This is a genomic window from Thermohalobaculum xanthum, assembly GCF_016623495.1.
In the GTDB taxonomy this organism is placed as follows: domain Bacteria; phylum Pseudomonadota; class Alphaproteobacteria; order Rhodobacterales; family Rhodobacteraceae; genus Thermohalobaculum; species Thermohalobaculum xanthum.
This window is the reverse complement of sequence record NZ_JAEHHL010000007.1, coordinates 108,397-134,756: the sequence shown is the minus strand read 5'-3', so window position 1 is coordinate 134,756 and position 26,360 is coordinate 108,397. Positions and strand designations below refer to the sequence as shown.

Here is a 26,360-nt window from a genome sequence, read left to right as displayed (position 1 = left end):
GCAGCGTGTCGACGGCCCCCTCGCGCCCCAGCGCGAGGCGGCGACATCCCTCGGCGCCGGCGCGGGCATCCGCAGCGGCTGCTGTCGGGTCACCGAGGGCGCCGAGCCGCGGCGCCGCGACGCCGTCGCCGTCTATCACCAGTTCGCGCTCGGGTCCCGGCGCGGCGATCAGCCGGGCAAGGCGCGGGCCCGCCGTCGCGCTGTCGAGGGCGGGGTCGATGTCGATCTGGCGGACGATGCAGGCTGGAAACTCGTTTGCAATCACGCGACCGAGGCCCCAGAGCGCCGCGTCCGAAGGACGGCGCGGGGCCGCCGGCTGTCCGGTGCGCTCGGCCGGGCGTCCGCCGCGCGTGAGGAGCCAGATCGGCGTCCCATCGCTGCTCTCGACGGCGAGGCGGCGGCAGAGTTCGATGCGCGGGTCGGGCCCGCCCTGGCGCTGGGTTGGCCAGGGTGTGACGATGGCGGTCTCGCCCTCGCACGATAGCCCGATCGCCGCGGCCGCGTCGTCTTCCGCGCTCGGAGGGTGTGCCACCAGCCGCACCTGCCAGCCGAGCTGCGAGAGCTCGCGGGCGTATGCCGCGGCCTCTTCCGGCGCCGATGCCGCGTGATGCAGCGCAGCGCGGGGCGGCGGCGCAACGTCTGTTGGGTGCTGATCCTCGGTGCCGGTCGTGTCCAGGCCGTCGACCTTCGTCGCTGCGGCACCTGTCACCGGACGCCGCGCCACCGCGACCATGGCCGCGGTCTCGCTCCGGTCGAGCGGCCACGGCCCGGAAAGCTTGAGGCCCGCGGCCGTCAGGCTGCGCGCCAGCGACGCCTTCCCGTGGCGCGGCCCGCCGCTCGAGGCGCCGTTCCACCACGCCGCGGCAAGGCCGGCCTCGAGATCGGTGACAAGATCGCCGAGGCCCTCGACGGCGGCCAGGATGCCGCCTGGCGCGAGGACCGCGGAGAGGCGCGCGCGCTGGATTGTCGACCCGCCAAAGGGCGTCGCCCGACAGCACGACGTCGAATGGCCCTTCCAGCGCATCCCAATGGGCGACGCGCGTGGCCGTCTGCGAGGACAGGGCGAGGGCGAGGCGCTCGCTCACCTCCCGCTCGGGGTCGCTCAGCACGAGGCGGGTAAGGCCCGGCAGGCCCGCCAGCCGGGCCGCGACATCCGGCGGGACATCGCCGAGGACGAGCAGCGCGAGCCGATCGCCCATGGGCCATGACCCGCCAAGATCGAGCCCCATCCGCTCGATCGCGGCCCAAAGCGCGCGTCGCGCCGGCGCGTGGCTGGCGAGATGTCCCGGGGCCGCAGCCCTGGCGTCATCGTCGAGCCCGTCGCGAAGTGCGGGTTCGAGACAGGCGGCCAGGCGCGTCAGGCTCGCAAGGTCTGCCGCGCGCTCGGGGGCCTCGGCGATCAGGGCCTCGATCAGCGCATCGAGCGGCGGGTATGGGCAGTCCCGCGCAAGGCCGAGCACGCCCGATGACGGGGTTACCGCAGCTTTCGTCTCTGTCTCGGGTTCGCCCGTCATCGTGTCGCTCGCGACGGCGAGCAGCCCGCCATCGGCTTCGAGGACACCGGCGACGCGCGCGAAGAGCGACCGCGCCGAGGGGTGGACGCTGCTGCCTCCGTTCCGGTCGATCTGCCGGCTGGCTCCCGCAAGGCTTTCGACCGCGTCCCAGGCAATGCGCCGCGCCGCGGCGTCGGCGATAAGCGCGCCCGCGTCGGGTTCCGGAGCCTGATCGGCCTCCGGGATGATGCCAAGGCCATGCAGGCGCTCCCGCGGCGCGCTCCAGCCATCCGGAACGGGCACCGCGGCCCCGGGCTCAGCGAGTGGAACCAGCGTTTCGGCCCACGCGATCGGGGTGTCGCGAAGCCGCCGCCTCGAGCGGACGCGGCGCAGGCGCATGCCCTCGATGCGCGCGATGGGCGTTTGCTGCGCGTTGCCCAGCGTGATCGCGGCTTCCGCCCCATACTCGGTCAGCCGGACGAGTTCGACCTGGGCATGGCGGATGACGGACCCGGCCTCGGCGGGTTCGGGCTGCGCGAAGGTCGTGAGGCGACCGAGCCGGATCGGCAGGAAGCTGCCCTCCTCGGGCAGGCCCTGCTCGCGCAAGGCGCGTCCCACGAGAGGGAAGAGCGCATGGAATGCGGCGTCGAGGCTGGCGGGGTGGAGCACGAAGTTGGCTCCCGGCGCCGCGTCGGCTTCCGCGAGCTCGGAGATCGCGCCGGGGCCATCGGCGCTCAGGCTGGTGACCAGCTGGAACGCCGGTCCGTACTCGAGCCCCGCCTGCGCCAGCATCCGGTAGAGCCGCTCGCCGGTCCATGCGAGCCGTCCGACCGGCGCGGCATCATCCGTGGCGTCGTCCAGGGGCAGGTTCGCGCCGCCGGGCGCGCGGCGGATGGTGCCGCGGGCATGGAGGCGCCAGTCGTCCGTGCTGCCTGAAGGCCGGCTCTCGATCCGTACGATGCCGGTCTCGCGCTCGAGTTCGGTTCGCAGCGTCACGAGGCCCGGTGCCTCGAAGACGAGCGGGCTGACGATGTCGAAATCGCTCAGCTCGAGGGCGCGCGTTCCCAGGCTCTCGGCGCCGGCCGCGAGCGCGATCTCGGCAAAGCCTGCCGCCGGCATCACGGCGCTGCCCTCGATCGCGTGATCGCCAAGCCAGGGCAGCGACGCGACGTCGAGCTGCGCGCGCCACGTGCCTTCGCCGTGCCAGGGACGCCATCCGAGCAGCGGATGATCGATCGCCGAGCCCAGGACGTCGAGCTCCTCGCTGGTCGCGGGCACCCGGTGGGTCGCATGGTCCCAGCTGTAGGCCGGCCGGTCGTGCCGCGCGGGAAGGGGCGGGCCGAAGAACCGCTCGGCGTCCACCCTCGCGCCACAGGCGACGGCGCGCGCCGCCATCATGTCGATGGTCGCGGATTTTCCGGGGCCCTCGATCGTTCCAAGCACGGCGCCGGCGCGGCCAAGTCCGTCCAGGGTATCGCCGACATAGCTGGGGAGGACCGGGCGCGGCCCGATCTCGACGAACACCGTGCAGCCGACCTCGTCGAGCGCGCCGACCGCCCCGCGAAAGCGCACGGCGTCGCGCGCGTTGTGCCACCAATGCGTGGCGCCCAGGCATTCGCCCTCGGCCCGGGCGCCCGTCGTGGTCGACACGAAAGCCAGCTTGGCGGGGCGGGGCGCGAGTTCGGCAAGGCCGCTCAGCAGCTCGTCGCGGATCTCGTCGATCGCGGGACCGTGGTAGGGATAGGCGACCGCGAGGCGTCGGACCGCGATGCGCCGCTTGCGGGCACTGTGCCCAAAGCGGTCGAGCGCGTCCGCGTCGCCGCAGATCGTGACGCTGCGGGGGCTGTTGTCGCCGGCGACCGAGATCTCGGCCTGCATGCCAAGCTCGTCCAGCATGCCCTGGACGGTCTCGGCGCTGGCGAGCACGGCCGCCATGCCGCCGCGCCCGGCCAGGGGCCGCACGGCGCGTGCGCGCACGCGGATCAGCCGCACCGCGTCCTCGAGGCTCAGCGCGCCGGCGGCCCAGGCCGCCGCGACCTCGCCGACCGAATGTCCGGCGACGGCATCGGGCCGCACTCCGCGCCCGGCCAGCGCCTCGACCAGGGCGACCTGGATCGCGAAGATCAGGGGTTGCGCGACCTCGCTTTCCTCGATGCGCGCGCCGAGCTCGGGGTCCTGCAGGAGGTCCGCGAGGTCTGACGTCGGGTCGTCGGTCCCGCTCTGTGCGCGGAATGCGTCGGCGACACGGTCGAAGGCCGCGCGGAAGGCGGCGTCGCCGGCATAGAGATCACACCCCATCCCGGGCCATTGCGCGCCGTTCCCCGAGAACACGAAGGCGGTCTGTCCGGCCCGGTCGGCAGCCGTCGCGACCGCGGTGTTCACGAGCGACGTTCCGGCGCCGAGGCTGTCGAGCTCGGTCACGAGCGCGCTCACGGTGTCGCCCAGCACGACCGCGCGGTGTCGGTGGCGGGCCTGTCGATGCGCGGCGGTCGCGATCAGCGCCGTCGCCTCGGCAGCCGAGGTGCCGGCGACGCGCGCCGACCATGCGGCGGCCTGGCGGGCGAGGCTCTCGCCGCTCGCGGCGGTAAGGATCAGCGGCGGCAACGATGCCTGCGAGGTCAACGGCTCGGGCGGCGAGGCGGGACGCTCGGCGGGCAGCGCCTCGCGCAGGACGGCATGCGCGTTCGCGCCACCGAAGCCGAAATTGTTGATGCCCGCGACCCAGGGCGCGCCGTCGGGATGCGGCGGGACGGGCAGCGCCTCGGTCGCAACCTGCAAGCCCAGGTCGTCGAGCGGGATGTGCGGGTTCACCTGCTCGACATGCAGGCTGCGCGGCACCGTGCCGTTCTCGAGCGCGAGGGCGGCCTTAATCAGCCCCACCAGGCCCGAGGCAGGCTCGAGATGCCCGACATTCGATTTGGCGGAGCCGATCGGCAGCGGCCGCGCGCGGCCCTTGCCCAGAACCTTGCCGATCGCGTGCGCCTCGATCGGGTCGCCGACCGGGGTGCCCGTGCCGTGCGCCTCGATGAAGGCGAGGCGGTCGGGCTCGATGCCAAGCCGCCGGTAGACCGTCTCGAGCAGCGCCGCCTGCCTCTCGCCCGACGGCAGTGCGAGGCCCATCGTGCGGCCATCCGAGTTCACCCCGGTTCCCATCAGAACCGCGCGCACGGGTTCGCCCTCGGCGCGGGCGCTCTCGAGCCGGCGCAGGACGAGCGCGACGGCGCCTTCGGCCCGGACATAGCCGTCCGCGGCGGCATCGAAGGCACGGCAGAGCCCCGTCGGCGAGAGCATCGACGCGCGCGAGAAGCCCACGAAGTTATAGGGCTGGAGGATCGCGTTCACACCGCCCACGATCGCGGTGTCGATCTCGCCATCCGCAAGCGCGCGAACCGCGTGATCCAGCGCGTAGAACGATGACGAGCAGGCGGTGTCGACCGTGTAGCTCGGTCCCTTGAGGTCGAAGGCATGCGAGATGCGGTTCGACAGGATCGAGAGGGTGTTGCCGGTCATGAACTGCGCGCCAATCGCGGCGGGGTCCGCGGCAAAGCGCTGCGAGTGGTCCATCGAGGAGGCGCCGACATAGACGCCGGTTCGCCCCTCGGAAAGGATCTCGGGCTTCAGGCAGGCCGCATCGATCGCCTCATAGGCAACCTCGAGTAGGATGCGCTGCTGGGGGTCCATCTGAGCGGCTTCGCGTGCCGAGATGCCGAAGAAGCCGGGGTCGAATTCCCAGATGCCGTCGATCAGGCCCGCCGACATCGTGTAGCTGCGGCCGGCCATCCGCCGGTCGGGGTGCAGGAAACGGCGGGCGTTCCACCGATCGGGCGGGATCGGCGCGATGCTCACGCGCTCCTCGGACAGCAGGCGCCAGAACTCCGCGGGATCGGAGGCACCAGGCAGGCGGCACGCAAGTCCGCTGATCGCGATTTCGACCAGCTCTCGGTCGTGCCGGCTCGTCATTCGGGCATTTTCCCCCACCACATGAGGTGCTCTGCTCACCTCGTGTCACTGCTCTCCAACGCCGCCAAGGCGTTTGTGCACCAGTCCCTACCACCGAACCAAGGAACGAAAAGCCGTTGGCGCCATACTCTGCAATCGCTGCCTCTGCAATCGCTGCCGTCCGGCCGATCCAACGCGGGGCGTCACACCATTTTGCGCAGCATTCCCCACCGCCCCGAAGGACAATCAAAGGTTAGCCTGCCCGGCCACAGGATCAAACAACTAATCCGAATGCAGCGATCATGCGCTGCGACGGTTGACCACGCTCGCGGCGCACGGCTTTACTTCGCGCCACTGAAGCACCCGCCGTCGCGTGCGAGAGCCGGGTGCGCAAGGAGCCGTTCATGCCTGACGAACGCCATCAGAGCCGCGGGGTTCCGGCCGACCCCGAGGCATCCCCGCAGACGGGCGGCACGACAGCGGGCGCGATCGTGCTCGAGGCGCATGACGTCGTACGCTCCTACGGCCGGAAGAAGGTGCTGGCGGGCATCAGCCTCACGCTGCGGGCGGGCGAGGGCGTCGCCATCCTCGGGCGGCGCAATGCGGGAAAGAGTGTGCTCAGCCGCGTGCTCTCGGGCGTTGCCCCGCCGGATTCGGGCTGGGTGGCGACCTCGGCCCCGGTGGCGCCGATCGTCGGGACGGGAACGGGCTTCGGAATGACGGCGAGCGTCGAGCGTGACCTCGGGCTGCGCGCCGCCGCCTACGGGATCTCGACGCAGGATCATCTCGCGGACGTCGCGAGCCTGCTCGACGACCCGGACGTGCTGGCGCAGCCGTTCAGGCATGTGGACGGCGTGTCGCGCGTGCTGCTGACCTATGGCGCGAGCTACCTGACGCCGTCGGACGTCTATATCGTGGACGGGATGCCGGTGCCGCAGGTGCCGGCCGCACGCGCTAAGCTTGCTGCCCTGTTTCGCGCGGCGCGGAAGCGCGCAGCCGTTCTGTGGCTGCATTCCACGGCCGGGCAGTTGCGCGGCATCGGCCCCGACCGGTGCCTGATGCTCGAGGGCGGGCGTCTGCATCCGCTGAGCGGCATCGACGAGGCCGAGGCCCACTTCCTGCCGCGGCGCGGGCGTGGCGGCCCGGCTCCGGTCCCGGAAGACGACGAGCCCCCGGCCACTGACGACTAGACGGCTCATGGCCGCCTTCAGGGTGTCCGCAGCGAGGCGAGCAGGATGCGCCCGATGAGCCAAACCAGGAACGCCGCGCTGAACACGATGAGCACCTCGAGCCACCGGACGGGCTCGATCGACCAGACCGCGGGCCGCGGCGGCACGAAGACCACGAGCTGCGCCATGCTGAGCGTGGCGTTCGAGCGCGCCTTCTGACGCAACTCGAGCGTCGAGATGTAGATGTCACGTGCGATCAGGTACTCGTTCTGCAGCCGCTCGAACAGGCTGAGCTGACCCGGCAGCGCCGAGTCGGCGCTGCGACCGCCCAAGGCCGCGCGCTCGGCCGCGAGCTGCGCCTCGAGGCTCGCGATGCGGTCCGTGAGGACAGGGATCTGCGGCGAGTTGGGAACATTGACCATGAGCGAGCGCAGGCGGACCCTGAGCTCGGTGACCTCGGAGGTGAGCGTCGCGATCACCGTGGATCCGAGCTCCGCGGTCTCGGTCGGAGACACGAGCTCGTTCTCGCGGCGGAACTCCTCGATCGCGTCGAGGGACTCGCGCAGGCGCTGTTCGGCGACCACGAACTCGCCCTCGACATAGGCGAGCATCTCTTCCCGCGCCTGCTCGGAAAGCTTGTCGACCAGAATCCCGAGCTCCTCGGCCAGCGCCCTGGCAACTGCCGCGGAATCCTCGGGCGTGTAGAGCGCGACGCTCACGCTCGTGATGCCGGTGACCACGTCGAAACGGACGTCGAGCGCGCCGTTCCAGAAATCGATGATCTCCTCGGGCGGGAGGTTGACGTTGTAGCGCCGGATGGGGTCGCCGCCGTCACGCCCCAGCATGTCGCGAAGCGGCAGGGTCCGCTCGACATCGCTGACCGCGGCGTAGGAGCGCAGATAGTCCTCGAGGATGAAGCTGTCGGCGGCTGCCTGCAACGCGGCGCCGGAGCCCATCGATACCGCGACCTGGTCGGTCTCGTTGCCAAGGCTCGCCGCCCCGCCCCGAACGGCGTAGCGGAACTCCGTCACGTAACGGTCGGCCGCGATCAGATAGTAATAGGCGGCGGCGAGCAGCGTGGGCAGCAGGACAAAGGCCGCGAAGCCGACGGCAGGCCAGAACAGGCTTCGCCTGCGCGGGTCCCCACCTTGCGGCCGCAGCACCCGGTGGGGAAGGATCGATCCGGCGCGTTCGGCCTTCATTGATTTTCGCCCCCTTGGACCTTCATCTTGCGGTCACGCCATCGGCCAGGTCAACCGGTGCGATGACGTCACGCATTCCTTGCCCGCTACTGTCGCCCGGTGCTTCTGCACGTCCGGGCGCTTGAACAGCGCATATCCTGCCGATAAGGATCCCCTTGTGACCAAGCGGACAGCCTCCGGGGGCGCCACGACTTGTACGGAACCTCGCCTGCGGGATCAATTGCGGTTCGTCTGAACCTGATCTGGACGTTGATGTGGCACAAGTTCGTGCCGCGCAACAACCGCGAGGGGATGGTCCTTTTCTGGGTGTTCGTCGAGCCGGCAGCGCAGCTCGCGATTCTCCTCATCCTGCTCACGCTGGTGGGGCGCGCGGCAGGCTACGGGACCAGCTTCGCGCTTTTCCTTCTGACCGGGATCTCGACGCTGCATCTGTTCAACAGCACGTCGACCGCGGTCAAGAACGCGGTCGCCACGCTGGAGAGCCCGCGCCGCCTCGCGACGGTCGGCGTGTTCACCCCCGCCATCGCGGCGCTGGGGTTCCGCTTCACGGTCGGCGTGGTCTCGGCAATCGCATTGGGATATGGCGTCGTCGTCTGGCAGCATCTGCACGGCGTGCCATACGATTTCCTGACTTGCCTCGAAGCCTTTGTGCTGACGGCGTTGCTCGCCTTCGGCATGGGGCTCATCCGCGGGTATTCGCGGCTCTTCATGCCCGTGTTCGAGCGGGTCTACGCGATCTTCTCGCGCGTGCTGCTGTTCATCTCGGGCGTCTTCTACGTGCCGTCATTCCTGCCGCCGGCTTTCCGGGAGCTGCTGGCATGGAACCCTGTGCTGCATGCGATCGACTGGGTGCGCACCGGGGTCTACTCCGGATACCCGGAGCTCATCCTTTCGCGTGGCTATTTCGTCGCTTTCGTGCTCGGCAGCGTGGCGCTCGGCTGTGCGCTGATCTGGCATGACCGGCGGCGGATCCTGCAATGAGCGTCGGTTCGCAGGGCTCGAGCGTCTCTCCCCTCGAAGGCACACGATGCGCGTCCGGCCTCCGAGAGGCGATGCCATGCGCCTCGGGCGAGGCTCTGCCTGCCCGAGGGCCAGCAGATCAGCCCGAGCAGGTCGCCGGTCGGCGCAGGATTGGCGACGCGCTCGTGATCGCGGCCTTTCCGCCGGGCGCGGGGATCGCCGGCGCGATAGGGCCCTGCGTCGCGGCGCGCCTCGCGGAGATGGGGTGGCGCGTTCATGGCGTCAGTGTCGCCGGGACGGGCGGAGACGCGCATATGCGGCTCAATTTCTCGACCGCGACCGGGCTGCGTGCCTTCGAGCGCGAGATCGCGGACCAAGGCTTCGATGTCGTATTCCTTGATCCCGCCGTGCTGTTCTTTCGCGAGACTCGCCGGTTCGTTCACCTCGTCGTCACCGCGATCCAGCTTGGGGTTCTGTGGCGGCGGCTCGCGGGCGCACGGCGCGCAGTGGTGCTGCGTCGCGAGCCGCGCGGCTTCTGGCCCTCGCGCGTGCTCGCACGACTTGTCCTGAGACTGCAGCGCGATGTCGCGCTCGAACCGGATGCGTCGGTCGATGCGCTCGACGCCGCGCTTTCGCGCGCCCTGGGAGGCGACCCGACCGATGGCGCGGCTCGGCACGCAGCCTCGGTGCCCGTTCGGCTCGCGCAGCTCGGTCCGGAGGCTTCGCCGCCAGAGATCGCTGGCCTCGTGACCGCCGCCGCGGCCGTGGCGAGGCGGCGGGGGATCAATCTTGTTGGTGAGACGGCCGGTGCGGGCGGGGGATCGGGTGATCCGGCGATGCCCCCTTGTCCGGCGATGCAGGAAGGCACGCGCGATCCCATCGCGGTCAGCGAGGCCCCCGACCCTGTCTGGACGGTCGATGGCGTCACTGTTACGCGGCTGATGGTTCACATGCGCGCGTCGCTCAGAGCCTTGCCCAAACTTCGGCCGGGCACGCAGCGCGCGGCACGGCGCCTGGCAGCCTGGTACGAGGGCGCGATGCGCCGCGTCGCCGGGCGGGGGTTGCCGCATTTTCTCGGCACCGCCTCGGAGCCGGACAGCGCGGTTTCGGTCCACGCGCAGCGGCTCGAGGCCTGGTGGCGCGACCTGTCGCTCACCGGGGGCCTCGGGTCGCCGCTGGTCGCGGCCGGAAGTCCCGATCAGGGCGAGGTCGAGCGCCTTGCGAATGCCCTGTCGCGCATCGGTGCCGCGCTGGCGGCGGGCGCCCCGATGCCGCGGCTTGCGCAAGAGGATGAGGCCATCCTCGCGGCCCCGGTCGCAAACGGTGCGGGCGCGGTTTCAGGCATGGAGCTCGCGCTTGCCCTGATGGCGGGCGGGCACGATGCAGATGCCGCCAGCGGCTTCGGGTGGCGCTCGGATATCGGCCGGCGCCTGCTCGGGCGGGTTGCCTCGCCCCGGAACGGGCTCGGGCGGTTCGCCACGGATCCGGCGTCGACGGACCGGCCTGAACTCACGCTGATCGGGTTGACCAGCGGCGGATCGGGTCTGGCGGAAAATCTCGGGATGACCCGGCGGGTCCTGCGGGCGGCCGGCATCGAGTCTGTCACCCGGAGCATCGATGCCGGGCTTGCGCGCGTCGATGACAGCGGTGGCTCGCGCGCAAGGCCAGATGGCCCCGCGGTGCGTCGGTCGGCGCGGCTCATCCATGTCAACGCCGATCTCGTCCCGCAGGTGTTGCTGGAGCCGGCAATGGCATGCGATCGCTTGGCGCTCAACATCGGCTTTCTTCTGTGGGAGTTCGGCGTGTTGCCGGAGGCGCATCGGCTGGCGCTCGATATGCTCGACGAGGTCTGGTGCCCGACGGCGTTCGTGGCCGATACCTATTGCGCGGCGGGACGCGTTCCGGTGCATCGGATCGGAAAGGCCGTGACGCTCGGCCCCGTCGAGCAGGTGGGGCGCGCCGGCCTCGGAATTCCCGAGGACGTGTTTCTCTTTTTCGTCAGCTTCGACTTTCACTCGTCGGTCGAGCGCAAGAATCCGCTTGCGGCCGTGCGCGCCTTCCGTCGCGCCTTTCCGCCGGCGCGGCGCGATGTGGCTCTGGTCATCAAGACGACCGAGGTGGCGCGCGGCCACTGGGGCGATCCGCGCGGGCAGTGGAAGGCGATCCTCGATCTTGCACGGCACGACGCGCGCATCGTCGTGCTGACCGGCCGGATGCCGCTCGAGCGCTATCTGGCGCTGATTTTCTCGACCGACTGCCTGGTGTCGCCGCACCGGGCCGAGGGCTTTGGCTACGGGCCGGCACAGGCGATGCTGCTCGAACGGCCCGTCATCGTGACCGACTACTCGGGGACGCGCGACTTCTGCACCGACGAGACGAGTTTCCCGGTCCGCGCCGACCTCGTCCCGGTTCGCCCGGGCGAGAGCATGTTCCCGATGGAAGGCGCCGTCTGGGCCGCGGTCGACGAGATCGCGCTCGCCGAGACCATGCGCCGCGTGCTTCAGGACCGCAGCGAGGCGGGACGGCGCGCCCGCGCCGGGCGCGCGTTGATCGAGACCGAGTACTCGGTGGCGGCCCATGCCGCGCGCTGCCTCGATCGCCTCACCGCCTTGGGTGTGATCGAGCGGGGGCGCGAATGAGACCGCCGGCCGAGCGCGAGGCCCATATCGCGTTCATCGACGATCCCTGGGTGCTTCGGATGCTCGAGCTCAGCGGCTGGCGTCCGCGACGCGGGCTCGCGTTCACGCCTTCGACCATCAACGGGGTCTGGGGGCAGCAGCGCTGGTCGCGCCCGGGGCGGTTCCTGTCCCGGCTGACCGGAGCCGGCGTGCTGACCATCGAGGACGGGTTCCTGCGCTCGATCCATACGGGGCGGATGGGCGACCGGCCGTTCTCGATCACGCTGGACGAGGAGGGCGTCTATTTCGACGCCTCGGCGCCGTCGCGCCTCGAGCGGATCATCCAGTCGGGCGAGGGCCTCGGGCCCGAAGTCGTTGCGCGTGCGCGGGCCGGGATCGAGCGGCTGCAGCGTCTTGGCCTCTCGAAATATTCGCCGGTGCCGCGCGGGGCGGGCGAGGTGCCCGAGCCCGGCTATATCCTCGTCATCGACCAGACCGAAGGGGACGCCTCGATATCGGGTGGGGCTGCCTCGGGTGCGAGCTTCGCCGCGATGCTCGATGCCGCGCGGGCGGAGAACCCCGGCGAGCGGATCGTCGTCCGCACCCATCCCGAAGTCCTCGCGGGCCGCCGGCGGGGCCATTTCTACGCCGCCGACCTGCGGCCGGGTGAAATCCTCTCCGGCGCGCCCGCGAACCCCTGGGACCTGATCGACGGGGCAAAGCGCGTCTATGCCGTGACCTCGCAGATGGGGTTCGAGGCGGCTGTCGCCGGGCGCGAGGTCCATGTCTTCGGGCTGCCGTTCTATGCCGGCTGGGGTTTTACGCGCGACCGGTTGTCATGTCCGCGGCGGACGGCGCGGCGCAGCGCCGAGGAGGTCTTTGCCGCGAGCCATCTGCTGTTCCCGGTCTACTACGACCCCTTCGCCGACCAGCTCACCGATTTCGAGGGTGCCGCCGATCTTCTCGCGGCGCAGGCACGCTGGCGCCAGGTCGAGCCGCAGTGGCGCGGCGAGGTGTATGCCGGGTTCAGCCGGTGGAAGCGCCGGCACCTTCTGCGCTACGGTCCGGCGCGCCGCGAGCCGCCGCGCTTCCTCGACGACCTCGCGCAGGCCGCAACACAGGCACGCGATTCCGGAAGCCGCCTGCTCGTGGCCGCGAGCCGCTTCGGTCCCGGCGAGATCGCGCACGCGCGCGAAGCCTGTCCGTCGCTCTGCCTCGTCGAGGACGGTTTCCTGCGCTCGGTCGGCCTGGGCGCGGCCCTGGTTGAGGCCGGCTCCCTCGTTTTCGACGAGGTGGGCATCTACTTCGACCCCGCGAGGCCGAGCCGGCTCGAGCAATTGATCGCCGAGGCTGCGGCGTTCCCGGCCGATGATGTCCGCCTCCGCCGCGCGGCGGCGCTGCGCGAGCGGATCGTCTCGGCGCGGGTGACGAAATACAATGTCGGCGCGGCCGATGTTCCGACGCCGCCCGCGGGGCGGCGGGTCCTCCTCGTGCCCGGGCAGGTCGAGGACGACGCTTCGATCCGTTGCGGCGCGGGCGAGGTCCGAACCAATCTCGCGCTGCTCGAGCGCGCGCGCGCCGCCAATCCCGATGCCTACCTGGTCTTCAAGCCGCATCCGGATGTCGAGGCAGGACTTCGGCTCGGCGGGGTTGACGAGGCCGAGGCCTTGCGTCTCGCGGATCACGTCGCGCATGGCGTGTCGGCGGATGCGCTGATCGCGATTGCGGACGAGATCTGGACGATGACGTCCCTGATGGGTTTCGAGGCGCTGCTTCGCGGCAAGGAGGTGACAACCCTTGGCGTGCCCTTCTACGCGGGCTGGGGGCTCACCCGGGATATCGGGGAGCCGCCGTCGCGGCGGTGCGCCCGGCCTTCGCTCGACGCGCTCGTCTGGGCGGCCCTGATCGCCTATCCGTCCTATGTCGATCCGGTCGCAGGCTTGCCTTGCGAGGTCGAGACCGCCGTGGCGCGGCTTGTCGCGGGTGCGCCGTTGTGATGCGGCGGCGAGCCTGCGAGGAAAGGCCCGAATGTTGCGACGGCGCCGTGGGCGCCGCCTCAGGTCCCGGCACGACTGGCGCGGGGCGCTGCGCCGGGAAGGGCTGACAGGGCCCGCGGCCCGCGTCAGTCGATCTCGACGCCGAACTGGGCCGCGACGTGCGTGATATGCTCGAACAGCGAGAGGGCGAAGCTCTGGGGCGCAAAGAGGTCGAAACCCTCCGCGCGCGCCAGGACCGTGACGCCAACATGGTGCAGCCCGCTCGAAGCCACCGCGCCCTGCGGGAAGACGGCCGGGCGCAGATCCAGCGGCAGAAGGCGTGCCATCAGCTCGACGGCGGCGGGGCCCTCGATGCGGATCGGTGTCCGGGCGTGCGAGAGGTCAAGGACCGTGCCGTCTTGCAGATCAAGGTTGGGGCGCGCGAGTTCCTGGTCCGAGACCAGCCACCACTTGAGCGGCTCGACCCGCATCAGCGTGGCGGCCTTGCCGGCCGAGGACCGGCCCGGTTCCGGTGCCGACTTGCAGTCCGCCGCGCGGGCCGCCGCCGCACCGGCGGCGGCGAGGCGGTCGGGCCAGGCCGAGATCTGCCACAGGCTCGTCACCGCGCGCTCGCTCAGGCGAATGCCGGGGCCGTCCTTGCCCACGGGGCCGACGACGCGGGGCGCGCGCGCGCGCGCGAGGCTCGAGATGCGCTCAGGCATGCATGCGCTCTCCCTTGGGGTCGAACTGATGCGGCGAGGCGACGCGGGCGCGCACCTCGCTGCCGCGGATCGGGTCTGCAATCACCACCGTCTTTCCCTCCCAGGCGGCCGGGCCGCCCGTGACGAAGCCGATGCCGAGCCAGCCGTCACCCAGGGCGGGGGCGACGGTCACGCCGGTGATCCAGCCGATGCCGTGGCCCTTGACCTCGCCCTCGCGGCAGACGACCGCGCCGATCGAGAACTTCTCGCCCTCGGTCACGGGGAGGAAATGCGCGAGCTGCGGCCGGTCGGTCCGGCTCAGTTCCGGGCGGTGGCGAAGGGCGTTGCCGATGAACGGCTTCTTGGTCGAGGCCATGCGGCCCAGCCCGCAATCGTCGAGCGTGGTCCTGCCGTCGAGTTCGGCGCCGGTGACATGGCCCTTCTCGATCCGGAGCGCGCCAAGCGCTTCCATGCCGTAGGCGCAGCCATCCTCGGCCCTGACGCTCGGGACCAGCGCCTTCCACAGTGCGGGGCCGTAGCCCGACGGGGTGTAGACCTCGAAGGCCAGCTCGCCCGAGAAGCTAATGCGGGCGATCATCGCCGGGATCTCGCCATCGGTGACACGAACCCGCGCATGAACGATGCCCATGAACGGCAGCCCGTCCTTCGAGACGTCGCCCGAGGCGACGACGCGTTCGAGCGCTGCGCGGGCGCGCGGGCCCGCAACGGCGACGCCTGCCCACTGGTCCGTGGTCGAGGCGACGTGCACCCGCAGCGCGGGCCAGCGGAAGGCGAGCAGGTTCTCGAACCAGGCCATCATCTTGGCGGCATTGGCAGTGGTGCAGGTCACCAGGAACTCGTCCTCGGCAAGCCGCCAGGTCACGCCGTCGTCCATCACGATGCCGTCGTCGCGCAGGTTGACGCCGTAGCGGCATTTCATCACCGGCAGCTTGGCGAAACCGTTGACGAAGACGCGATCGAGGAACTCCGCGGCGTCGGGGCCCTGGACCGCGATCTTGCCGAGCGTCGAGACGTCCACCATGCCGCAGGTCGAGCGCACGGCGCGGGCCTCGCGCACATAGGCGTTCTCGAGCGGCTCGCCCGGGAAGGCGGGATGCCACCAGGCGCGCTTCCACAGGCCGGCATCCGTGAAGACCGCGCCGTCGTCGGCCTGCGCGTCATGCATCGCCGTCCGGCGCTCGGGCTGCCAGTGGGTGCCGCGCGCACGCCCCGCCAGGGCGCCGATCGGCACCGGCGTGTAGGGCGGGCGGAAGGTCGTGATGCCGGTCTCGGGCACGCTCTGGCCCAGGCTGTCCGCGAGCAGGGCAAGGCCGATGACGTTGCCCAGCTTGCCCTGGTCGGTCGCCATGCCAAGGGTGGTGTAGCGCTTCATGTGCTCGACGCTGGCATACCCCTCGCGGGCCGCCTGGCGCACGTCGTCGGTGGTGACGTCGTGCTGCGGATCGACGAAGCTCTTGAGCTTCACGCCGTCGACCCTGACCTCCCAGAGCGGCTGGATCGGGGTCTCCCATCCACCCGGCTCGGGGCGCTCGGCGGCCTTGCGGCGGCGCTTGCCCCTGAGCCCGGCGACGGCGTCGGCCGCGGCCGTGCGCGCATCGGCCAGAACCGCATCGGTCGCCCAGACGCCGCGCGCCGCTCCCGCCAGCGCGACGCCCTCGGGCGCCGTGGCGGGCAGGAAACAGGCAAGCTCGGGCGACCAGACCGGCTTGTGGCCGCGATGGCTGACCAGATGCACGGCAGGCGACCAGCCGCCGGAGACTCCGACGCAGTCGCACGCGATCTCGCGCTCGGACCGCGCCAGGCTGCCCTCGTCGACAAGGCGTCCGACCTGGAGCCCGCGCACGCCCTTGTGGCCGCGCGCCTCGACGGGGACATAGCCCGGCATCAGCTCGATGCCTGCCGACCTAGCGGCATCCGCAAGGGCCGGCGGCAGAGCCATCCGCGCGTCGAGCAGCGTGGTCGAGATCCCGGCGGCGGCAAGCGCCATCGCCGATGAATAGGCGCCGTCATGGCAGGTGGCGACCACCGCCCGGCTGCCGGGCGCGACGCCGAAGCGGCGCACATAGGTCTCCATCGCGCCGGCGAGCATGACCCTCGGGCGGTCGTTGGCACCGAACGCGACGGGCCGCTCGATCGCGCCCGTCGTCAGCACGATGCGCCGCGGCCGCACGATGCGGATCGCGCCGCGCGGCATCTGGGGGTCGGGCGAGGCGAGATGATCCGTCAGGCGTTCGTAGATGCCGACGATACTCCCGTCGTAAAGGCCGAAAGCCGTTGCCCGCGTCAGCACGCGCACCGACCCCAGGGCCGACTGGGCCGATGCCAGCCACTGGTCCGCCGGCTGTCCCTCGACGGTTTCGGTCGAGCCGATCAGGCGCCCGCCAAGGGCGAAGTCCTGCTCGACCAGCATGACGTCGAGCCCGTCCTCGGCCGCTTGGCGCGCGGCGGCGAGGCCCGCGGGACCCGCGCCCACCACCAGCAGGTCGCAGAAGTCGTGGACGATGTCGTACTGGTCGGGATCGGGCTCGCGCGAGGCCGTTCCCATCCCGGCGGCACGGCGGATCAGCTTCTCGAACTGCATCCATGCCCAGGTGCCGCGGCCGGGGCCCATGAAGGTCTTGTAGTAGAAGCCCGCGGTGAAGAACCGGCCGAAGAGGTCGTTGATCTCGCCGATGTCGAACCGGACGCCGGGCCAGGCATTCTGGCCCGAGGCCTGCAGCCCGTCGAAGAGTTCGACCATGGGCGCTTTCTCGTTCGGCACGCGCTGCGCGCCGCGCCCGGTCGTGACCAGCGCGCCGCCTTCCTCGGGGCCCGCGGTCATCACCCCGCGCGGGCGGTGATACTTGAAGCTGCGTCCAACCACGCGCACGCCGTTCGCGAGCAGGGCCGAGGCCAGCGTGTCGCCCTGCAGGCCGGACATCGTCAGGCCGTCCCAGTCGAAGCGCAGGGGCTGGGAGCGGTCGACGACGCCCCCGGCGTTCAGTCGGAAGCTGGTCATTCCTCGCCCTCCGAAAGCGCGGCGCGGATCGCCGGGTTCGCAAGCCGCGCGCCGGTGATCTCGTGGGTCAGAGTGTCGCGCTCGACGATCACGTGGGCGCGGCAGCCATAGAGGTGATGCCAGAGCTCCTCGGTCGGGCCGCGGCGGTCCTCGCGCAGGAAGACGGCCTCGAACCACGCCTCCTCGGGCGCGTCGAGCGGCGGATAGGTCACGGACGCGTCGCCCTCGTAGGAGAACTCGGAATGGTCACGCGGGCCGCAAAAAGGGCAGGGAATGCGAAGCATGTGAGCCTCTCAGTGCAGCTTCGGCGTCGGACCGGTCGCCTCTTCGTCGATCAGGCGACCCTCGCGATAGCGGGTGAGGGTCAGCTTCTCGTTCGCCCAGTGCGGCCGGTCCTGCGCGATCGTGTGGGCAAAGCAGTAGCCCGATCCGGGCGTCGCCTTGAAGCCGCCATAGCACCAGCCGGCATTCAGGTAGAGACCCGGAATGTCCGTCTTGGTGATGAAGGGCGAGCCGTCCATCGACATGTCCATCACGCCGGCCCACTGCCGGAGCAGCTTGACGCGCCCCAGTGCGGGCAGGACGGCCATGCAGGCCGCGGCGACGTCCTCGTAGATCGGCAGGTTCCCCTTCTGCGCGTAGGAGGGGTACATGTCGAGATGCCCGCCATAGACCATGCCGCCCTTGTCGGATTGGCTGATGTAGAAATGGCCGACGCCGCCATAGACGAGGACGCAGTCGAGGAACGGCTTGATCGGTTCCGAGACATAGGCCTGAAGCTTGTGCGTCTCGAGCGGGAGCTTGCCGAGGCCCGCCTTCTTCGCCAGCACGCTGGTGTGGCCGGCCACCGCGAGCCCGACTTTCTCGGCGCGGATGCTGTATTCCTGCTCGCCTTGGCGGGCCTCCACGCCCACGATCGCGCCGCCCTCGCGGATGAACCCGGTGACCTCGCAGCCCTGGATGATGTCGACGCCCAGCGCGGTCGCGGCGCGCGCGAAGCCCCAGTTCACGGCGTCATGGCGCGCCGTGCCCGCGCGCGGCTGGACATAGGCGCCAAGCGGCGGAAAGCGGCCCGCGAAGTCGAGGTGCGGGATGCGCCGGCGCAGGGTGTCCTGGTCCCAGTATTCGCCGTCGATGCCGTTGAGGCGCATGATGTTGTACTTGCGCGCCAGCATGTCGCGATGGCCGGGCGAGAACACCAGGTTCACATGGGCGCGCTGGCTGAACATGACGTTGTAGTTCAGCTCGTGGCTGAGGTTCTCCCACAGCTTCAGCGAGTGCTCGTAGAACTCGGTGTTGCCCTCGATCCCGTAATTCGAGCGCACGATCGTTGTGTTACGGCCCGCATTGCCGCCGCCCAGCCAGCCCTTCTCGATCACCGCGACGCGGCGGATCTTGTGGACCTTGGCGAGGTAATAGGCGGTGGCCAGGCCATGTCCGCCGCCACCGACGATGATGACATCGTATTCCGGCTTCGGCTGCGGCCGGCCCCAGACCGGCCGCCAGTTCTTCTGCCCCGTCAGTCCTCCCCAGAGGACCGAGAGCGCGGAATAGCGTTGCATCAGCCGCGCATCCTCTCAGTGTTCGCGTCCCAGATTGGCGCGTGCTGCACGCGCGCGGGCAGCTTTTCACCAAGAAGCTCGATTTGCCAAGGGCCTTCGGCGTCCGCATGCTCGCGCGGCACGTAGCCCATCGCCATCGAGACCCCCGAGTTGTGGGCGAAGCCGCCCGAGGTGACCCAGCCGACCACGGCACCGTCGAGCCAGATCGGCTCGTCGCCGATCACGTCGGCGTCCCTGGCCTCGACTACGAAGCTGCGCAGGCGCAGCTTGCCGCCCGACGCACGCTCGTCGGCGGCGCCCTGCCTGCCGATGAAATCGGCGGGCTTGTCATAGGCGACGAAGCGATCGAGCCCGGCCTCGAGCGGGCCGTAGATCGGGCGGTATTCGCGCCCCCAGCCGCCGAAGTTCTTCTCGAGCCGCATGGCGTTGAGCGCCCTGAGGCCGAAGAGACGCAGGCCATGGGCCTTGCCCGCCTCCATCAGCCGGTCGAAGACGTGGCGCTGGTATTCCGGCTTCATCCAGATCTCGTAGCCGAGGTCGCCGGTGAAGCTCACGCGCCCGACGATGCAGGGCGCATGGCCCACATCCATGCGGCGCACCGACATGAAGCGGAAGCCGGCGTTCGAGACGTCCTCATGCGTGACGGCGGCCAGCACCTCGCGCGCCTTCGGGCCCGCGATCGAGAGGCCGCACAGCCCCAGGCCGACCACGTCGAGGCGGACCGAGCCGTCGGTCGGCATGAAGCGGTCGAACCAGCGCGCGTAGAAGACCTCGGCCATGCCCGAGCCGGCGAGGAAGAACTCCTCGTCGCCGAGCGTGGCCAGCGACAGGTCGCCCTGCAGCTTGCCGTTCTCCTTGAGCATAGGCGCCAGCGTCATGCGGCCGGTCGCGGGGATCTTGCAGGCCAGCATCCGGTCGAGGAAGTCCCGTGCGCCCGGACCGCGGACGAAGAACTTCGAGAAGCCCGAGATCTCCATCATGCCCACGCCGTTGCGAACCGCCGCGACCTCGGCCTTCACATGCGGGAAGTCGGTCGAGCGACGCCACTGGAACACGTCCTTGGTGCCGTCGGGCGAGAACCAGAGCGGGCTCTCGAGCCCCCAGCTGTCGCCCATCTGCGCGCCGAGCGCGACCAGCTTGTCATAGATCGGCGTCGTCTTGAGCGGACGCGCGGCGGTGAGTTCCTCGTTCGGGAACTTGATCGAGAAGCGCCGCGAATAGTTCTCCTGCACCTTCGGGTTGGTGTACGCCATGGTCGCCCAGTCACCGTAGCGCGACACGTCCATCGCCCAGACGTCGAAGCCCGGATCGCCGTGGATCATCCAGTTGGCGAGCGCGAGGCCCACGCCACCGCCCTGGCTGAAGCCTGCCATCACGCCGCAAGCCGACCAGAACCCGTCGAGCCCGCGGATCGGCCCGACGAGCGGGTTGCCGTCGGGCGCGAAGGTGAAGGGGCCGTTGATGATCTGCTTGATGCCGGCGTTCTGGAACGCGGGGAAATGCTGGAAGCCGACCTCGAGCGAGGGGGCGATGCGGTCGATGTCCGGCTGCAGGAGCTCGTGGCCGAAATCCCAGGGTGTTGTGCGCTCGGACCAGGGCACGCAGGCCTTCTCGTAGGTGCCCATCAGCATGCCGCCGCGCTCCTGGCGCAGGTAGAGCTCGCCGTCGAAGTCGACCGCGTGGATGACCTCCTTGCCGGTCTTGGCGTTGACCTCGGCCACTTCGGGCATGTCCTCGGTGATGAGGTACATGTGCTCCATGGCCAGGATCGGAATGGTCAGGCCGACCATGCGCCCGACCTCGCGCGCCCATAGGCCGCCGGCGTTGACGACATGCTCGCAGGTCACGTCGCCCTTGTCGGTGTGAACCACCCAGCCGCCGCCCATCTTGCGCGAGATGCCGGTGACCATGGTGTGCGTCTCGATGGTCGCGCCGAGCTTCTTCGCCGACTTGGCATAGGCGTAGGTGACGCCCGACGGGTCGAGATGGCCGTCGACCACCGTCCTCAGCGCGCCCACGAACTGCGCCGGATCGAGGAGCGGCATCAGCTCGTGCGCCTCCTCGGGGGTGATGACTTCAGATTCGATGCTCTGGTAGCGGCCCTTCGCGCGCATCGACTTGAGCCAGTCGAACCGCTCGGGCGTCGAGGCCAGCATGACGCCGCCGGTCATGTGGAAGCCGGTGGCCTGGCCCGAGAGCTCCTCGATCTCCTTGTAGAGCTCGATCGTGTATTTCTGGAGCTTGGCGACGTTCGGATCGCCGTTGATGGTGTGGCAGCCGCCGGCCGCGTGCCAGGTCGAGCCCGAGGTGAGCTCGGAGCGCTCGAGCAGCATCACGTCGGTCCATCCGCCGCGCGCGAGATGATACAGCACCGAGCAGCCGACAACGCCGCCGCCAATCACGACCACGCGCGCATGGGTTTTCATCGAGTCTCTCCCTGATCCGAAGTCGTCGGGCATGAAAGCAGGATTCCGGCGGACTACCCGGCGCGATCTCGTCGATTGCGGCCGGTTTTGCGACAGTAAATGCGACAGTCATGCCCGCCTTCGGCGCCCTTGGCAGCGCGTCGCTATCCACAAGGTTGCAGCCGAGCCTCGGGAGACCGATCTACCATGGGACGCCCGAACCGATTCCCGGCGCCCTGTCGCTGTTGTGAGGTCGCATGTCTGGTTGCCGACGCATCGCCCCCATCGAGGGGAGCCCGCGTGCTCGCGCCTGCCTGTGCGCGGCGGTCTTGATCGTGGCCGCGGCCCTGGCCGGGTGCGAGAACGGTGGCGACGGGTTCGATTACGACCGCGCGCGCGAGGATCCCTACACCTACTTCGCGCCGTCGCGGACTGCGGGCGGGGCAGCGGCGCAAGCTGATACCGCGCAAGCGACGGCACAAGGCGCGCAGGCTTCCACGGCGGGTCCCGCGGCACTCCACCGGGACGCGCTTGGCTCCGAGGCGGACGCGTCGCGGCGCGCGACGGCGGCGGACGTGTCGTCGGCGATGGCGGATGCCGAGGCGCGCCGCGACCGGCAGCGGCGCGAGGCGGCCGAGGGCCGCGCCCACGACCGCGACGTGAAGGCGCTGGAAGCCGCGCAGCGCCGGCGCGAGAAGGCGGCGGGGGCCGGTATCGTTTCCGCCGATGGGAGGCACGGCCGCGAGAGAACTCGCCGCGCCGCGGCGCAGGACGAGAACGCGCTCAGGCGCGCGGTCGAGATCGATGCCCAGCGCCGTGCCGCGGCCGACCGTGCCGCGACGCGTCCGGACCTGCCGGGTGCGTTCGACGTGAACGAGCGGATGCAGGGCGGTGCATTCGGTTTCCCCGGTTCTGCCGCTTCGCCGCGAGGAAGCCGGGCGCCGGGCGGGGCGCTGCCCGATATCGGGCCCGTCGATCTTCCGTGACACCCGCGATGTCGGAATGCGACATTGCTGTCGCCGCGTGATCCCCCGGCGTCGCATCCCGCGCTGGCGCGGTGCTGGCGGATCGGTGAATACTTCGGGAGAAATGAGGGCCCGGCATGACCGGGAAACATGCAACTCACGAGCAAGACGGGGGCGCCATGTTCAGGAAGGTCCTTCTGCCGGTCGATCTTGATGCGGCTGCAAGCTGGAAGAAGTCGGTGGAGATTGCCTCCGATCTCGCGGCCAGCGGCGCCGAGATCCACGTGCTCGCGGTCTTGCCGGAACTGCGCTTCTCGATCCTCGGGAGCTATTTCGACAAGGATTTCGAGGGTGCGGCCCTCAAGGACATGACGGGCGGCCTGAGACGCTGGATGGCCGAGCACATGCCGGCGGGCATCAAGGCCGTGCCGCATGTCGCGCATGGCACGGTCTATGACGAGATCATCCGCACCGCAGATCGTCTGAAATGCGACGTCATCGTCGTGGGAGCGAGCCGCCCGGACGCCCGGCAGTACCTGCTCGGGCCGAACGCGGCGCGCGTCGTGCGTCACGCCAAGCAGACGGTCGTCGTCGCACGGGATTGAGCGGGGGCCAGGAGGTCCCCGCCTGTGATGGTTCGCCCGTCCGTCAGCCGCGCGGTGTCGCCGGCTTGATCTCGGTGATCGGGGCGATGCCGTTCTCGTCGATCTGCGTCGCGAGGGTGACCGGCTCACCGGTCGGTACGGTGGCGAGATCGACCGACTTGTCGATCGCCATGACCGTCTTGTCCGCCAGCGTGACGGTTCTCTTCTGGTAGTCGATCTTCACGATCCGCGAGGTCACGGTATCGGCCAGGGCAGGGGTCGTAATCGCGAATGCGATCGCGGCAAGCACGAGTCTGCGCATCATTGTCTCCGGCGATATGGGTTGGTCCGCCTGGATCCCGTAGATCGCGCGCCCCGAAGCCGTCCGCCGGGGGTGCCGTTTCGGCGTGTCATCGTGCGGATGCGGGTCTGATACATCGGCACGTGCAATCATGCGCGCCTGATAGCGACGAGTATGTCGCAAAACCCATGCGACGCGGCAGCCTCAGCGCGCCACGACGTTCTCGAGCGGCTTGCCGCCCCGATAGCGCTCGACGTTGCCGGCGAAGAATTCCGCGAAGCGTAGCGCCCATCCGTCGATCTGGTCGGCGCAGTGCGGCGTGATCATGAGCCCGGGAAGGTCCCAGAGCGGGCTGTCCGCCGGCAGCGGCTCCTCGGCAAAGACGTCGCACCAAGCGCCGCCCAGATGGCCCGATGCCAGCGCCTTGCTCAGCGCCGGCTCGACCACGCATCCCGCGCGCGCGGAGTTGAGGAAGAGCGCGCCCGGCTTCATCAGTGAAAAGCGCCGCGCGTCGAATACACCGGCGGTCTGCGGTGTCAGCCGCAGGTGGCAGGAGACGATGTCGGCCCATGGCAGGACACGGTCGAGCTCGGCCAGCGGGTGCATCGCCGCGATCCCGCCGGCGGCGTGGCCCGAGCGGTTGACGCCGCGCACGTCGAGGCCAAGCGCGGATGCGCGTCGGGCGACCTCGCGGCCGATTGCGCCCGCGCCGACGACGAGCAGGTTTTGCCCCGCCAGCGGCCGGAAGGTCCCGGGGGACCACCTGCGCGCCTTCTGGTCGTCACGGTAGCGCGGCATCCCGAAGCTCAGCGCAAGCATCGCGCCGATCGTGGTCTCGGCCAGAAACGGCGCAAGCACCCCGACCGCGTTGGTCACCGTCAGCCGGGAGGGGTCCCAATCGCCCAGCCACTCGTAGCCCGAGCCGCCAACCTGCAGCCAGCGCAGTCCCGGATGGGCGAGAGCACGCCGCGCCGCGTCGAGCGGAATCGTCTCGTGGCGGATCGTGAACGCGATCTCGGGCCCCTCGGCCAGGGCGGCGTCGAGCCCATCGGCGCCGGTCACGGCAATCAGCCGCTCGCCGGCGAGTCGGGGGCCGAGGTGGCGGGCGACCTCTTCGGCCTCGGCGGCGAGGATCAGAATCGGTGCGGGCATGGCAATTCCGCGGACGCACCGCCGAGCGCGGCGGTCCCGCACGCGCACCGCGGTGCACGCGCGGGGTCCCGCCGACCGGCTTCGCTTCTGCGCCGGATCACGCGGCCTTGCGCGCGGGCGCGCCGTAGAACCGCCCGCCGGTCTCGGCCAGCTTGCGCAGCATCGCCGGGGCGCTGAAGCGGACGCCGTGGCGTGCGGCGAGGTCGTCGCAGATCGCGACCGCCCTGTTGGCGCCGAGGATGTCGAGCCATCCGAACGGGCCGCCCGACCAGGGCGCGAAGCCCCAGCCGAGGATTGCGCCCACGTCGCCCTCGCGAATGTCCATCAAGACGCCGCTTTCGAGCGCGCGGACGGCCTCCAGCGCCTGCGCCATCATCAGCCGGTTCTGGACCTCGGCCAGAGCCGGCTGGATCTCGCTGACGGGGCAGAGTTCAGACAGCCCGGACCAGAGCCCGCTGCGCTTGCCGCGCTCGTCATAGGCGTAGAAACCCTTGCCGTTCTTGCGGCCCAGGCGGCCTTCGTCCTCGACCATGACGCGCAGAACGTCGTCGGCGGGGCTTTCCGGATAGCCGTCGCCCAGCGCGGCCTTGGTGGCCATCGCGATCTTGAGGCCGAGTTCGAGCGACACCTCGTCCGACAGCTGCAGCGGCCCGATCGGCATCCCCATCTGCTTGGCCGCGTTCTCGATCAGGGCCGGGGCGACGCCCTCGGACAGCATCCGCACGCCCTCGTTGACATAGGGCAGGATGCAGCGATTGGCGTAGAAGAAACGCGCATCGTTGACCACGATCGGCGTCTTGCGGATCTGGCGCACGAAGTCGAGCGCCTTGGCGACCGCCTCGGGCCCCGTCTCGCGGCCCTTGATGATCTCGACGAGCTTCATCTTGTGGACGGGCGAGAAGAAATGGATGCCGATGTAGTGCTCGGGACTGGCCGACGCCTTGGCCAGCTCCGAGATCGGCAGGGTCGAGGTGTTGGTCGCGAAGATCGCGTCCGGGCCCAGCACGTTCTCGGCCATCTTGGTGACCCTGGCCTTCAGCGCCGGGTCCTCGAACACCGCCTCGACCACAAGGTCGCAACGCGCGAGCTTGGCGTAGTCGGGGGTGGCGGTGATCCGGTCGAGCACCGCGTCGCGCGTCGTCTCGTCGATGCGCTTCTTCTTGACCGCGTCGTCGAGAAGGCCCGCGACCGTCGCCCGTCCCTTGTCGGCCGATGCCTGGTCGCGGTCGATCAGGACGACGTCGATGCCGGCGCTCGCCGCGACATGCGCGATGCCCGCTCCCATCATCCCGGCACCGAGCACGCCCAGCCGCGAGACCTTCATGTCGGGCACGTCCGCCGGGCGCGAGGCGCCCTTCTCCAGCGCCTGCTTGGAGATGAAGAGCGTGCGGATCATTGCCTCGGCAGAGGGGTTCATCAGAGCGTTGGTGAACCAGCGCGCCTCGATCCGGACGGCGGTGTCGAAGGGCACCAGCGCCCCCTCGTAGACCGCCGAGAGCATCGCCTTCGCCGCCGGGTAGACGCCTTGCGTGCGGCCATGCGTCATCGCGGCGGCGCCAAGGAACATCTGGAAGCCGTCGGGCGTGTAGGGCGCTCCGCCGGGGATCTTGAACCCCTTGCGGTCCCATGGCTTCACCGCATCGGACTCGGTCGCGTCCCTGAGCCAGGCGCGCGCCGCCTTCATCAGGCCCTCGGGCTCGACCACGTCGTCGATCAGGCCGCCCGCCTTCGCCTTCTTCGGGTTCGGTGTCTTGCCCTGCAGCAGGAACTCCGACGAGCCCATCAGGCCCAGCATCCGCACCAGCCGCGTCGTGCCGCCCGCCCCCGGAAAGATGCCCACCAGGATCTCGGGCAGGCCGATCCTGGCCTTGGGGTTGTCCGCCGCGATGCGCCGGTGGCAGGCGAGGCCGATCTCGGTGCCGATGCCCATCGAGGTGCCGGGGCATGCCCAGACGAAAGGCTTGCCGCCCCGGTTGGTCTTGGGATCCGCACCCGCGCGCTCGATCTTTCGCAGCACGCCGTGCAGATGCATGACGAAGCCGAAGATCGTCTCGGCAGCGTTGCCGCCGCGCGCCTCGGCCTCGGCCTTCATCCTGGCGATGACGTTCAGGTCCATCCCGCCGGCGAAGTCGGGCTTGGCCGAGGTGATGATCACGCCCTTGACGGCGGGATCCGTGATCACCGCGTCGACATGTGCGTCAAGCTCGTGGATCCCCTGCTCGTTCAGCACGTTCATCGACGCGCCGGGAAGGTCCCAGGTGATGGTCGCGATCCCGTCCTCGATGGACAACTTGAAGATCTCTGACATGTCCCT

Annotated in this window: 16 protein-coding genes; 6 read left to right on the top strand and 10 right to left on the bottom strand. The window is 70.2% G+C overall.

Features of this window, described 5'->3' with window-relative positions; genetic code table 11:
- Nucleotides 1–89: 89 nt before the first annotated feature.
- The gene (locus H0I76_RS19460; protein WP_234455288.1) at nt 90–5,453 is read right to left on the bottom strand and encodes a type I polyketide synthase; all 5,364 of its coding nucleotides are present in this window, start codon (nt 5,451–5,453) and stop codon (nt 90–92) included.
- Nucleotides 5,454–5,836: 383 nt separating this feature from the next.
- Here H0I76_RS19460 and H0I76_RS12350 point away from each other — a divergent pair, with 383 nt between their 5' ends.
- On the top strand, nt 5,837–6,622 hold the full coding sequence (locus H0I76_RS12350) for an ATP-binding cassette domain-containing protein (RefSeq protein ID WP_200610237.1): 786 nt from the start codon (nt 5,837–5,839) through the stop codon (nt 6,620–6,622).
- A gap of 17 nt (nt 6,623–6,639) precedes the next feature.
- On the opposite strand, the gene H0I76_RS12345 is transcribed toward H0I76_RS12350, so the two are convergent.
- Nucleotides 6,640–7,803: a hypothetical protein gene (locus H0I76_RS12345; protein WP_200610227.1), complete on the bottom strand. Its 1,164-nt coding sequence runs from the start codon at nt 7,801–7,803 to the stop codon at nt 6,640–6,642.
- Between the two features lie 252 nt (nt 7,804–8,055).
- Here H0I76_RS12345 and H0I76_RS12340 point away from each other — a divergent pair, with 252 nt between their 5' ends.
- The 3 genes from H0I76_RS12340 (at nt 8,056) to H0I76_RS12330 (ending at nt 13,378) form a co-directional block, all read left to right on the top strand.
- Entirely contained in the window at nt 8,056–8,784 is a 729-nt protein-coding gene (locus tag H0I76_RS12340) for an ABC transporter permease (RefSeq protein ID WP_200610225.1), read from the top strand.
- A 293-nt stretch (nt 8,785–9,077) separates the two neighbouring features.
- A complete protein-coding gene (locus tag H0I76_RS12335; protein ID WP_200610223.1) occupies nt 9,078–11,402 on the top strand; it encodes a glycosyltransferase in 2,325 nt (774 codons plus the stop codon).
- Nucleotides 11,399–13,378, top strand: coding sequence for a capsular polysaccharide biosynthesis protein (locus tag H0I76_RS12330; RefSeq protein WP_200610221.1), 1,980 nt, complete (start codon nt 11,399–11,401; stop codon nt 13,376–13,378). The genes H0I76_RS12335 and H0I76_RS12330 overlap by 4 nt, the downstream gene beginning before the upstream one ends.
- A 125-nt stretch (nt 13,379–13,503) precedes the next feature.
- On the opposite strand, the gene H0I76_RS12325 is transcribed toward H0I76_RS12330, so the two are convergent.
- From H0I76_RS12325 to H0I76_RS12305, 5 genes are read right to left on the bottom strand one after another with little or no spacing between them, the layout of a single operon-like run.
- Nucleotides 13,504–14,079: a sarcosine oxidase subunit gamma gene (locus H0I76_RS12325; RefSeq protein ID WP_200610219.1), complete on the bottom strand. Its 576-nt coding sequence runs from the start codon at nt 14,077–14,079 to the stop codon at nt 13,504–13,506.
- Complete coding sequence (locus tag H0I76_RS12320; RefSeq protein WP_200610217.1) at nt 14,072–17,077, bottom strand: sarcosine oxidase subunit alpha family protein; 3,006 nt, start codon at nt 17,075–17,077, stop codon at nt 14,072–14,074. The genes H0I76_RS12325 and H0I76_RS12320 overlap by 8 nt, the downstream gene beginning before the upstream one ends.
- Entirely contained in the window at nt 17,074–17,361 is a 288-nt protein-coding gene (locus H0I76_RS12315) for a sarcosine oxidase subunit delta (protein ID WP_200610215.1), read from the bottom strand. The genes H0I76_RS12320 and H0I76_RS12315 overlap by 4 nt, the downstream gene beginning before the upstream one ends.
- A 9-nt stretch (nt 17,362–17,370) precedes the next feature.
- The gene (locus H0I76_RS12310; RefSeq protein ID WP_200610213.1) at nt 17,371–18,639 is read right to left on the bottom strand and encodes a sarcosine oxidase subunit beta family protein; all 1,269 of its coding nucleotides are present in this window, start codon (nt 18,637–18,639) and stop codon (nt 17,371–17,373) included.
- Nucleotides 18,639–21,065, bottom strand: a complete 2,427-nt coding sequence (locus H0I76_RS12305; RefSeq protein ID WP_200610212.1) for a GcvT family protein — start codon at nt 21,063–21,065, stop codon at nt 18,639–18,641. The genes H0I76_RS12310 and H0I76_RS12305 overlap by 1 nt, the downstream gene beginning before the upstream one ends.
- Before the next feature lie 314 nt (nt 21,066–21,379).
- Here H0I76_RS12305 and H0I76_RS12300 point away from each other — a divergent pair, with 314 nt between their 5' ends.
- Together H0I76_RS12300 and H0I76_RS12295 are read left to right on the top strand one after the other, a co-directional pair.
- The gene (locus H0I76_RS12300; protein ID WP_200610210.1) at nt 21,380–22,030 is read left to right on the top strand and encodes a hypothetical protein; all 651 of its coding nucleotides are present in this window, start codon (nt 21,380–21,382) and stop codon (nt 22,028–22,030) included.
- Between the two features lie 158 nt (nt 22,031–22,188).
- Nucleotides 22,189–22,614 (top strand): universal stress protein, encoded by a 426-nt coding sequence (locus H0I76_RS12295; RefSeq protein WP_200610208.1) that lies wholly within the window; start codon nt 22,189–22,191, stop codon nt 22,612–22,614.
- A gap of 43 nt (nt 22,615–22,657) precedes the next feature.
- Here H0I76_RS12295 and H0I76_RS12290 read toward each other — a convergent pair whose 3' ends face one another.
- From H0I76_RS12290 to H0I76_RS12280, 3 genes are all read right to left on the bottom strand, one after another.
- Nucleotides 22,658–22,915: a hypothetical protein gene (locus tag H0I76_RS12290; protein WP_200610206.1), complete on the bottom strand. Its 258-nt coding sequence runs from the start codon at nt 22,913–22,915 to the stop codon at nt 22,658–22,660.
- Nucleotides 22,916–23,098: 183 nt separating this feature from the next.
- Nucleotides 23,099–24,046, bottom strand: coding sequence for a D-2-hydroxyacid dehydrogenase (locus H0I76_RS12285; RefSeq protein WP_200610204.1), 948 nt, complete (start codon nt 24,044–24,046; stop codon nt 23,099–23,101).
- A 97-nt stretch (nt 24,047–24,143) separates the two neighbouring features.
- Nucleotides 24,144–26,354, bottom strand: coding sequence for a 3-hydroxyacyl-CoA dehydrogenase NAD-binding domain-containing protein (locus H0I76_RS12280; RefSeq protein WP_200610202.1), 2,211 nt, complete (start codon nt 26,352–26,354; stop codon nt 24,144–24,146).
- Between the last annotated feature and the right edge of the window lie 6 nt (nt 26,355–26,360).